Origin of the sequence: Pseudomonas sp. Gutcm_11s (assembly GCF_028649395.1) — a bacterium.
Classification (GTDB): Bacteria; Pseudomonadota; Gammaproteobacteria; order Pseudomonadales; family Pseudomonadaceae; genus Aquipseudomonas.
Genome location: NZ_JAQSUW010000007.1, coordinates 173,069 through 183,116, shown reverse-complemented (window position 1 = coordinate 183,116; position 10,048 = coordinate 173,069). Strand labels below are relative to the sequence as shown.

Here is a 10,048-nt window from a genome sequence, read left to right as displayed (position 1 = left end):
TGCTCACCGACCCACTTGGTCGCGGCGTAGGCCTGGTCGATGGCGGTCGGGTACTTGGCTTCCGGCGACGGGGTGTAGCCGACGTAGACGGCTACCGCGCCGGAGTTAACCACTAGGTCGCGGATCAGACGGGCATGGGTCGGGTAGTCGCCGAGCACCCAGCCGCCACCGTGGAAGAACATGAATACCGGCAGCTCACCCTTCACGCCTTCGGGGCGAACGATGGTCAGCGGGATCGACTGGCCGCCAGCCTGGATGGTCTTCTCCGACACGCTCACGCCGGACAGGTCGACCTTGACCGAGGCCTGGGCGCCGACCAGCACGGCACGGGCGTCTTTCGGGCTGAGGGCTTCCAGTGGCTTGCCGCCACCGGCTTCCAGGGCCTGGAGGAAGGCCTGGGTGTTGTGTTCCACGCCGGGGCTGCCGGCGGCGAAGGCTTGGGTGATGGCCAGGGTGAGCAGGCCGCTTCCTACGAGTTGCTTGATGTTCATGGTCGTTCTCCTGGCGAATCGAATTGGCTGGGTGAACCAGGGCCTCAGCCCTGGTTGTGGCAGTTGTCGGCTTGCTTGAGGTAGGTCACGGCTTGCACGGCACCGGCGGAATCGCGGTAGACCATGCGCGCCTCGACCACTTCGCAGTAGCGCGCATCGGCTTCCTGCAGGCTGATCACTTCCTCGACATCCAGTGCCTGGCCGTAGCGGTATTCGGTTGCCGGTTGCGCGGCGAAGGTCAGCGAGCTGGCGGCGAGGGCGAGTACGGCGAGGCTGCTGCTGGCGATATGACGAATGTTCATGGCTGTTCTCCTATTGAGTGCGTGGCTCAGACCAGTACCAGGCGGACGTCGATGTTGCCGCGGGTGGCGTTGGAGTAAGGGCAGACCTGGTGGGCTGCTGCGATCAGTTCTTCGGCGGTGGCGCGTTCGATGCCCGGCAGGCTGATGTTCAGCTCCACTTCCAGACCGAAGCCGCCGGGGATCTGGCCGATGCCGACCTTGCCGGTGATCGAAGCGTCAGCCGGAAAGGCTTGTTTCTTCTGGCTGGCGACGAACTTCAGGGCGCCGATGAAGCAGGCCGAGTAGCCGGCGGCGAACAGTTGCTCGGGGTTGGTGGCTTCACCGCCGGCGCCGCCCAGTTCACGCGGGGTGGTCAGCTTGACGTCGAGGAAACCGTCGGAGGAAACGGCACGGCCGTCGCGGCCTCCGGTGGCGGTAGCGGTAGCGGTGTAGAGAGCTTTGATGGTTTGCATGACGGTGTCTCCAATTATGTTTGCTGTCTAAAGTTTTGCGCGCTAAGTAGGTGCGTGATGCAGAATCTAGTGCGATTTAATTTTGCGCGCAAGTTAATTGTTAGATGAATTGGCTCTGAGAATTCGATCGATTGGAAATAAGCGGGGCGGCGAGGTGTGGCAGGCGCCGCCCGAGCGGGCGGCGGCGGGGGTCAGACGGACTTCTGCAACTCGCTACGCAGGGCGACTATCTGGTCCTTGAGGGCGCCAATCTGCTCCAGGGTCATGCCGCTGGCTTCGAGAATGCACGCGGGGAAGCGCTCGGCCTCTTGCTGTAGGCTGCGGCCCTTGTCGGTCAGGCGCAGCTCCACCACGCGCTCGTCGGCGCTGCTGCGGGTGCGGGTGAGCATGCCCTCGGCCTCCAGGCGCTTGAGCAGGGGCGTCAGCGAGCCCGGGTCGGTGAGCAGGCGCGCGCTGATGTCGCCCACGGTGATGCCGTCGCCTTCCCACAGCACCAGCATGGCCAGGTATTGCGGATAGGTCAGACCGATGCTCTGCAGCATGGGTTTGTAGGCCTTGGTCATCAGCAGCGAGGTGGAGTGCAGGGCGAAGCACAACTGGTTGTCCAGTTGCAGGGCCGCGCAGGACTGGGGGGCTTTCATGGCGGGTTCCTCTGATCAATATTTGCACAATAATTTATCGCGCAAATTATCTCCCGGCAAATCCCGCGCATGAAAAAGGCGCCCGCAGGCGCCTTGTTCGTTTCTTGCGCAGCCAATCGTCAGGGGCGGATCTCGATCAGCGTGCCGTCCTGCACCATGCTCCAGACTTCGCGCATGTCGGCGTTACGCATGGCGATGCAGCCCTCGGTCCAGTCCAGGGTGTTGAAGAACCACTCGGGGTACTCATCGTCCAGCGGCGTGCCGTGGATCATGATCATGCCGCCGGCGGAAACGCCCTTGGTGCGCGCATTGGCGGCGTCGCGGGCGTTGGGGTAGGAGATGTGCATGGACAGGTTGTACTTGTCGCTGGTCTTGCGCCAGTCGATCCAGTAGAAGCCTTCCGGCGTACGCAGGTCGCCCTCGCGCACCTTGGCGCCGGTGGGGATCTTGCCCAGCGAGATGCGGTAGGACTTGAGTACCTCGCCGCGCCCCATCAGGTGCAGTTTGCGTTCGGATTTGAGGACCAACACCTTGTCCACCGACTTGCCACTAGGTGTGGGGGCCGGGGTGGCCTGGGACAGGCCGGTGAGGGTGATGCAGAGTAGGGCGAGCAGCCAGCGCATTGCGATGTTCCGGGGGTGTATCAGTGTTGGCCCTGATGGATCAGGTTGTTATAGCGCGAGAGTCTGCCTATGCCGCCGATGATGTTCAATCCTCGCCAGTCGGATGGTGTGCTAGTTAGGATCGGCGACGAAGCACAATCTGCCCATGGAGTCGGCGATGTCCCAACCCGAGCTGCTGCGTCACCTGCGTCTGCCCACTGGGGTGCAGGGTGATCATCTGAGTGCGGCCAGTGCCCTGGTGCGTGTGGGTCGCAGCCTGTTCGTGGTCGCCGACGACGAGTTGCACCTGGGCCGCTTCAGTCTCGACGATCCGCACGGCGGCAGCCTGCTGCGCCTGTTCGATGGCGAGCTGCCCGTGGAGAAGAAGGCGCGCAAGGCGGCCAAGCCGGATCTCGAAGTACTGGCGCTGCTGCCGGCCATGCCGGAGTTCGTGACGGGGGCCTTGCTGGCTTTGGGCTCCGGTTCCACGGAGGGACGCCAGCGTGGTGTGCTGCTGGGGCTGGAGGAGGGCGGCCAGCCGCGGCTGATCGATCTGGCCCCACTGTATCGGCCGCTGCACGCGCATTTCACGGAGTTGAATATCGAGGGCGGCTTCCTCCTCGGTGAGGAATTCCTCCTGCTGCAGCGTGGCAACCAGGGCCAGGCGACGAATGCCTCCGTGCGCTATGACTGGGGCGAGCTGCGCGGCTGGCTGTTGGGTGAGCGCGTGGCCCCCGCACCGCAATCCATCCAGCCGCTCGAGCTGGGCGAACTGGACGGCGTGGCCCTGGGCTTCACCGATGGCGCGGCGCTGGCGGATGGCCGCTGGCTGTTCAGCGCGGTGGCCGAGAACACGGCGGACAGTTACAACGATGGCGCCTGCCTGGGCACGCTGATCGGCCTCGTCGAGCGTGACGGCGAGGTGCGGCGGGTGGCGCAGCTGGACGGGGAGTGGAAGGTGGAGGGAATCGCCCTGGCGGAAGACGGCAGCCTGCTGCTGGTCACCGATGCGGACGATCCGCAGATCGCCGCCAGCCTGCTGCGTCTGCCCCTGGCGCTCTGACTCAGGGCGACAGCAGTACGGCCAGTTCGTCGACTACCTCCGCCCAGTCCGAGTCGTTGGCCAGGGCCTCGGTGAGGAACTGCGACTGGGCCTTGTTCCAGAAGGCCGCCTTGGGCAGGGCCTGACCTTCGGCCAGGCGGTGTTCGCGCAGGAAAGTCTCGATATCGGCCTTGTCGTTGGGCAGGCCGAGCTGTTTGAACAGGCCGCTGAAGTTGTGCTTGCTGGTGTCCATGAGTCCCTCCCGGTAGGTCGATCTGAAGATGCAGGAAGGACTATAGACGCCGTCAGTCGCCTGGGCGCAGCGCGGCCATGCCTTCGTTGCGGATCGGATAGTGCTGGTCGCGGCGGTCGGCGAAGTAGCACTTCAGGGTACGACCCACGGTCGGGAAGGCCAGTTCCTGCCACGGCACCTCATGCTCGTGGAACAGCTTTACCTCCAGGCTTTCATCTCCGGCGCAGAAGTCCAGGTCGACCAGTTCGGCGCGGAAGAACACATAGAGCTGGCTGATGTGCGGCAGGTCGAACAGGGTGTAGAGATGCAGGTCGCGCACCCGCGCACAAGCTTCCTCGTCGGTCTCGCGCATGGCCGCCTCGGCCATGGTCTCGCCGTTCTCCATGAAGCCGGCCGGCAGCGTCCAGTAGCCGCGGCGCGGCTCTATGGCGCGGCGGCACAGCAGCACCTGCTCGCCCCATACCGGCAGGCAGCCGGCGACGATGCGCGGGTTCTGGTAGTGGATGGTCTGGCACTGCGGGCAGACGAAGCGCAGACGGTTGTCACCCTGGGGAATGCGCTGCTCCACCGGGCTGCCGCACTGGCTGCAGAACTTCATGCTGATTTCTCCTGGATCGTCGCCCATCTTGGCGCTGTGTCGGGATGGCGGCAAGCCGGCCGACGATCTGCGGGTCTTGGGCGGGCAGCGCCTTCGTGCCATGATGCCAGGCAGAAGAAAAGGACCGAGAACAATCATGCTCGACGAGCTCCTGCAGCGTGTGCGCGGCCACAGCCCGCGCATCCTGGAGACCGACCAGCGCCACCCCGAGGCGGCCGTGCTGGTGCCGCTGACCCGCAGTGACGAGCCGGAACTGGTGCTGACCCTGCGCGCCAGCGGCCTGTCCACCCACGGCGGCGAGGTGGCCTTCCCCGGTGGGCGTCGCGATGCCACCGACCCCGACCTGGCCTTCACCGCCCTGCGCGAGGCGGAGGAAGAGGTGGGCCTGCCGCCCGGCCTGGTAGAGCTGGTTGGCCCGCTGAGTCCGCTGGTGTCGCGCTTCGGCATCCAGGTCACGCCTTGGGTCGGTGTGGTGCCGGACTACGTCGAGTACCGGCCCAATGACGACGAGATCGCCGCGGTGTTCTCCGTGCCGTTGCGTTTCTTCCTCGACAGCCCGCGCGAGGTCACCCACCGCATCGATTACGAGGGGCGCAGCTGGTACGTGCCCTGCTACCACTACGACAACTACAAGATCTGGGGCCTGACGGCGGTGATGATCGTCGAACTGGTCAATCTGGCGTTCGACGCCGGTATCGACCTGGAGCGGCCACCGCAGCCCTCGGTCCGGGTCATCAAGGTCTGAGAGGAAATTCCCGATGAAATACCGCCTGGGCGATGCCCGTGTCGACGCCCATCCCGAAAGCTGGATTGCCCCGACCGCAGCCGTGATCGGCAAGGTGCGCCTGGAGCAGGGCGCCAACGTCTGGTTCGGCGCCGTGCTGCGTGGCGACAACGAACTGATCCATATCGGCGAGAACAGCAACGTGCAGGACGGCACTGTGATGCACACCGACATGGGCTTCCCGCTGACCCTCGGCAAGGGCGTCACCGTCGGCCACAACGTGATGATGCACGGCTGTAGCGTGGACGATTACAGCCTGATCGGCATCAACGCGGTGATCCTCAACGGCGCCAAGATCGGCAAGTACTGCATCATCGGCGCCAATAGCCTGATCCCCGAGGGCAAGGTGATTCCTGACGGCAGCCTGGTGATGGGCAGCCCGGGCAAGGTGGTGCGCGAGCTCACCGAGCAGCAGAAAAAGATGCTCGAAGGCAGCGCCGCCCACTACGTGCACAACGCCCAGCGCTACGCCCGCGACCTGGTCGAGGACGACGCGTGAGCGACGAACGCCCGGTCAAGTCGCCCTGCGTGAGTGTCTGCGCGCTGGACGATCACGATATCTGCATCGGTTGTCAGCGCACGGCGGACGAGATCACCCGCTGGGGCCGCATGAGCAACGACGAACGCCGCGAAGTGCTGCAGCACTGCATCGAGCGCACCCGCGCCGCCGGGCAGTTCCTGCAGCAGCCTGCACGCCCCTGAATTCCTTTTCTCCCTTTTCCGAGGACATCCGCATGCCCCGTATCGGTACCCCCTTGTCGCCCACCGCGACCCGCGTCCTGCTCTGTGGCTCCGGCGAGCTGGGCAAGGAAGTGGTGATCGAGCTGCAACGCCTGGGCTGCGAGGTGATCGCCGTCGACCGCTACGCCGACGCCCCGGCCATGCAGGTGGCGCACCGCAGCCACGTGATCAGCATGCTCGACGGTGCCGCCCTGCGTGCGGTGATCGAGGCGGAGAAGCCGCACTACATCGTGCCGGAGATCGAGGCCATCGCCACCGATACCCTGGTCGAGCTGGAAGCCGAAGGCTTCACCGTGGTACCCACCGCGCGCGCCGCCAAGCTGACCATGAACCGCGAGGGCATCCGTCGCCTGGCCGCCGAAGAGCTGGGCCTGCCGACCTCGCCCTACCACTTCGCCGATACCTTTGATGCCTATGCCGAGGCGGTGAAATCGGTCGGCTATCCCTGCGTGGTCAAGCCGATCATGAGCTCCTCCGGCAAGGGCCAGAGCGTGCTGAAGAGCGACGCCGACCTGCAGGCTTCCTGGGATTACGCCCAGGAAGGCGGCCGCGCCGGCAAGGGCCGGGTGATCGTCGAGGGATTCATCGACTTCGACTACGAGATCACCCTGCTCACCGTGCGCCACATCGGCGGCACCTCGTTCTGCGCGCCGGTCGGCCACCGCCAGGTCAAGGGCGACTACCACGAGTCCTGGCAGCCGCAGGCGATGAGCGCCAAGGCTCTGGCCGAGTCCGAGCGCGTTGCCTTGGCGGTGACCGAGGCCCTCGGCGGCCGTGGCCTGTTCGGCGTGGAGCTGTTCATCAAGGGCGATCAGGTGTGGTTCAGCGAAGTATCTCCGCGTCCGCACGACACCGGCCTGGTCACCCTGATCTCCCAGGACCTGTCCGAGTTTGCCCTGCACGCGCGGGCGATCCTCGGCCTGCCGATCCCGACTATCCGCCAGTTCGGCCCGTCCGCCTCCTCGGTAATCCTGGTCGAGGGCGAGTCGCGCCAGGTGGCCTTCGCCAACCTCGGTGCAGCCCTGGCCGAGGCGGACACCGCGCTGCGTCTGTTCGGTAAGCCGGAGGTCAGCGGCCAGCGGCGCATGGGTGTGACCCTGGCCCGCGACGAGAGCATCGAGGCGGCACGCGCCAAGGCCGTGCGTGCGTCCGAGGCGGTCCAGGTCGAGCTGTGAGCCGTCTGCGCGCGGGGCTGTGGTGGGGGCTGCTGCTGGCCCTGGCGCCGATTGCCCTGCCGCAGGCCTTGTGGACCCGGCGCACGGCGCTGCGCCTGCCGGAGGCGGCGGGCGCGCAGAGTGGCCTGGCCGGTGTCGAGTGGGCGGGTGAGCCGCTGCGTCTGCTGCTGATCGGTGAATCGACGGTGGCCGGCGTCGGCGTCGAGGCCCAGGAGGCTGCTCTGGCCGGCCAGCTGGCCCAGGCGCTGGCTGCGCGCCTCGGGCGACCGGTAGCCTGGCGCGCCTGCGGCGAGAACGGCATCACCGCGGGTGAGGCCTGCGAGCGGCTGCTACCACTGGCTTTGAGCGAACCGGCGGACCTGGTGCTGCTGGTGTTCGGCGTCAACGACACCACCCATCTCAGTTCACTGACGCGTTGGCAGCAGTCGTTGCGCGCGCTCAGTCGTGCCCTGAGCGCGCGAGGCGAGCGGGTGGTGTTCACCGGCGTGCCGCCGATCCAGCATTTCAGTGCCTTGCCCTGGCTGTTGCGCCAGCTGCTCGGGCGGCGCGCCGCGCTGCTCGATGCCGAGCTGCGACAAGTCAGTGCCGAGGAGCGCGCCACCTATGCGCCGGTGGCGTTGCGTTTCAGCCCTGACTATCTGGCGCGCGACGGCTACCACCCCTCGGCCCTGGGCTATCGCGTCTGGGCCGAGCAGTTGGCCGAGCGCCTCAGCGAATCTCGCTGAGTGACTGATCGCGGGTCTCGCGAATGAACAGCACGGCGCCGAGGCTCAGCGCCGCCGCCACCGACACGTAACCGCCGACATAACCCAGGCCACCCAGGGTCACCAGCTTCTGGGCGAAGAAGGGCGCCGCCGAGGCGCCGATGATGCCGCCCAGGTTGTAGGCCGCCGAGGCGCCGGTGTAGCGCACGCGGGTGGGGAACAGCTCCGGCAGCAGCGCGCCCATGGGGGCGAAGGTGAAGCCCATGAGGAACAGCTCGATGGCCAGGAACAGCGCCACCGCCTCCGGTGTGCCGTGGCTCAGCAGCGGCTGCATGGTGAAGCCGGAGAGAATCGCCAGCGTGCAGCCGAACAGCAGCACCGGCTTGCGTCCGTAGCGGTCGCTGAGCCAGGCCGAGATCGGCGTGGCCAGGGCCATGAACAGCACGGCGAAGCACAGCATGCCGAGGAGGCTCTCGCGGCTGTAGCCGAGCACGCTGGTGCCGTGGCTGAGCGAGAACACCGTGGAGATGTAGAACAGCGCGTAGCACACCACCATCGCCAGGGCGCCAAGGGTCACCGGCAGCCAGTAGTGGGCGAAGGTTTCCACCAGCGGCAGCTTGGTGCGTTTCTCGCGCGCAGCTGCCTCGGCGAACACCGGCGACTCCTCCAGTTTCAGGCGCACGTACAGGCCGACCACTACCAGCGCGGCGCTGAGCAGGAACGGAATGCGCCAGCCCCAGTCGCGGAACTGCTGGTCGTCGAGGACCATGGCCAGGCCGAGGAACAGGCCGTTGGCGGCGAGGAAGCCGATCGACGGGCCGAGCTGGGGGAACATGCCGAACCAGGCTCGCTTGCCCGGCGGCGCGTTCTCGGTGGCCAGCAGTGCCGCACCGCCCCATTCGCCGCCCAGTCCCAGCCCCTGGCCGAAGCGCAGCACGCAGAGCAGCAGCGGCGCCCAGAAGCCGATGCTGTCGTAGCCCGGCAGTACGCCGATCAGGGTGGTGGATACGCCCATCAACAGCAGCGAGGCGACCAGCGTCGACTTGCGCCCGATGCGGTCGCCGAAATGGCCGAACAGCACCGAGCCCAGCGGGCGGGCGAGGAAGGCGATGCCGAAGGTGATGAACGAGGCGAGCATCTGCGCGGTGCCCGAGCCCTGCGGGAAGAACACCGGACCGATCACCAGGGCGGCGGCGGTGGCGTAGACGTAGAAGTCGTAGAACTCGATGGCGGTGCCGATGAAGCTGGCGGTGGCTACCCGCGCCGGCGAGTTGGTCGGCGTGGCGGGTGTTTCGAGCTGGCTGTCGTAGGTGGAGCTGGTCATCTGGAATTCCCGGACTGTCGCTCGCGCAGGAGCGGAAAACGGCGGGGGAATGCTGCCGGATAGGCGGGAAAGGCATGCAGGCTGCGAACGGTGGGATGAAGCGTGCGCAGGGTCCCGAGGTGCTGGCGCGAAGGCCGCGGGTAGCGGATCGGCTGGCGGGAGGCTGGGTAAGCGGTGCGGCGATTATAGGAAGCGGCGAAAAGCGCCGGCAACCGCCGCTGCCTACGACTTTCCGCTACTGCCAGGCGCGTACGCGCAGTACGCGGTTCTCGCTGGCCTCGAGGATTTCCAGGCGGTAGGGGCCGATCTTCAGGCATACCGGGCTGTCCGGGATGCTCTCCAGAGCCTCGGTGACCAGGCCGTTGAGGGTCTTCGGGCCCTCGCTGGGCAGGTGCCAGCCGAGCGCCTTGTTGATCTCGCGGATGCTCGCCGTGCCGTCGATGATGCGCGAGCCATCCTCCTGGGGATGGATGTCCGGGTTCTCCTCGCCTTCGATGTGGCTGAAGTCGCCGATGATCTCGTCCAGCAGGTCTTCCAGGGTCACAACGCCCTGCACGTCGCCGTACTCGTCGACCACCAGGCCGAGGCGGCGCTTCTCCTTCTGGAAATTCACCAGCTGGGTGCCCAGCGGCGTGCCCTTGGGCACGAAGTAGGGCGCGATGCAGCTTTCCAGCAGGGTCGCATGGCTCAGTCGGTTCTGCGTCAGCAGGGCGGCCAGGCGGCGCATGTGGGTGATGCCCTCGATCTGGTTGATGTCGCCACGGTAGACCGGCAGGCGGGTGTGGCTGACGCCGCGCAGCTGTTCGATCAGTTGCGGCAGGTCGTCGTCCAGGTCGATGCCGATGATCTCGCTGCGCGGGATCATGATGTCGTCGACGGTGACTCGTTCCAGCTCCAGTAGCTGCAGCAGGGCGTGCTGGCGCTGCTGGCGTTCCTCTT

General features: G+C 66.5%; 14 protein-coding genes and 1 pseudogene. 6 read left to right on the top strand and 9 right to left on the bottom strand.

The window, feature by feature from the left end; all coding sequences use genetic code 11:
* From PTT45_RS02290 to PTT45_RS02270, 5 genes are all read right to left on the bottom strand, one after another.
* Positions 1-491: alpha/beta hydrolase (locus tag PTT45_RS02290; RefSeq protein ID WP_273811313.1), on the bottom strand; the 491-nt coding region annotated here is incomplete at its 3' end.
* 44 nt (positions 492-535) lie between these two features.
* Positions 536-793: a DUF2790 domain-containing protein gene (locus PTT45_RS02285; RefSeq protein ID WP_273811312.1), complete on the bottom strand. Its 258-nt coding sequence runs from the start codon at positions 791-793 to the stop codon at positions 536-538.
* Positions 794-819: 26 nt separating this feature from the next.
* Positions 820-1,245: an organic hydroperoxide resistance protein gene (locus tag PTT45_RS02280; protein WP_273811311.1), complete on the bottom strand. Its 426-nt coding sequence runs from the start codon at positions 1,243-1,245 to the stop codon at positions 820-822.
* 191 nt (positions 1,246-1,436) lie between these two features.
* Entirely contained in the window at positions 1,437-1,886 is a 450-nt protein-coding gene (locus PTT45_RS02275) for a MarR family winged helix-turn-helix transcriptional regulator (protein WP_273811310.1), read from the bottom strand.
* 119 nt (positions 1,887-2,005) lie between these two features.
* Positions 2,006-2,509, bottom strand: a complete 504-nt coding sequence (locus PTT45_RS02270) for a L,D-transpeptidase family protein (RefSeq protein WP_273811309.1) — start codon at positions 2,507-2,509, stop codon at positions 2,006-2,008.
* A 157-nt stretch (positions 2,510-2,666) separates the two neighbouring features.
* Here PTT45_RS02270 and PTT45_RS02265 point away from each other — a divergent pair, with 157 nt between their 5' ends.
* A complete protein-coding gene (locus tag PTT45_RS02265) occupies positions 2,667-3,551 on the top strand; it encodes a DUF6910 family protein (RefSeq protein WP_273811308.1) in 885 nt (294 codons plus the stop codon).
* Between the two features lies 1 nt (position 3,552).
* Here the strand turns inward: PTT45_RS02265 and PTT45_RS02260 are convergent, their stop codons facing one another.
* Both PTT45_RS02260 and PTT45_RS02255 read right to left on the bottom strand, forming a co-directional pair.
* Complete coding sequence (locus PTT45_RS02260) at positions 3,553-3,783, bottom strand: DUF2789 domain-containing protein (protein WP_273811307.1); 231 nt, start codon at positions 3,781-3,783, stop codon at positions 3,553-3,555.
* A 52-nt stretch (positions 3,784-3,835) separates the two neighbouring features.
* Positions 3,836-4,381 (bottom strand): NUDIX hydrolase, encoded by a 546-nt coding sequence (locus PTT45_RS02255; RefSeq protein ID WP_273811306.1) that lies wholly within the window; start codon positions 4,379-4,381, stop codon positions 3,836-3,838.
* Positions 4,382-4,517: 136 nt separating this feature from the next.
* Between PTT45_RS02255 and PTT45_RS02250 the strand changes: the two genes are divergently transcribed.
* The 5 genes from PTT45_RS02250 to PTT45_RS02230 are packed head-to-tail and all read left to right on the top strand — an operon-like array spanning position 4,518 to position 7,806.
* Positions 4,518-5,126: a CoA pyrophosphatase gene (locus tag PTT45_RS02250; RefSeq protein WP_273811305.1), complete on the top strand. Its 609-nt coding sequence runs from the start codon at positions 4,518-4,520 to the stop codon at positions 5,124-5,126.
* 13 nt (positions 5,127-5,139) lie between these two features.
* Positions 5,140-5,664, top strand: coding sequence for a gamma carbonic anhydrase family protein (locus tag PTT45_RS02245; protein ID WP_273811304.1), 525 nt, complete (start codon positions 5,140-5,142; stop codon positions 5,662-5,664).
* The gene (locus PTT45_RS02240; RefSeq protein WP_273811303.1) at positions 5,661-5,867 is read left to right on the top strand and encodes a DUF1289 domain-containing protein; all 207 of its coding nucleotides are present in this window, start codon (positions 5,661-5,663) and stop codon (positions 5,865-5,867) included. The genes PTT45_RS02245 and PTT45_RS02240 overlap by 4 nt, the downstream gene beginning before the upstream one ends.
* Positions 5,868-5,899: 32 nt before the next feature.
* Positions 5,900-7,081 (top strand): formate-dependent phosphoribosylglycinamide formyltransferase, encoded by a 1,182-nt coding sequence (gene purT, locus PTT45_RS02235; protein WP_273811302.1) that lies wholly within the window; start codon positions 5,900-5,902, stop codon positions 7,079-7,081.
* A complete protein-coding gene (locus PTT45_RS02230) occupies positions 7,078-7,806 on the top strand; it encodes an SGNH/GDSL hydrolase family protein (protein ID WP_273811301.1) in 729 nt (242 codons plus the stop codon). Before purT ends, PTT45_RS02230 begins: the two co-directional genes overlap by 4 nt.
* Here the strand turns inward: PTT45_RS02230 and PTT45_RS02225 are convergent.
* Both PTT45_RS02225 and PTT45_RS02220 read right to left on the bottom strand, forming a co-directional pair.
* The gene (locus PTT45_RS02225; RefSeq protein WP_273811298.1) at positions 7,790-9,109 is read right to left on the bottom strand and encodes an MFS transporter; all 1,320 of its coding nucleotides are present in this window, start codon (positions 9,107-9,109) and stop codon (positions 7,790-7,792) included. The genes PTT45_RS02230 and PTT45_RS02225 overlap by 17 nt on opposite strands.
* A gap of 235 nt (positions 9,110-9,344) precedes the next feature.
* Positions 9,345-10,025, bottom strand: a pseudogene (locus PTT45_RS02220) (transporter associated domain-containing protein); the annotation flags it as partial.
* Positions 10,026-10,048 lie beyond the last annotated feature (23 nt).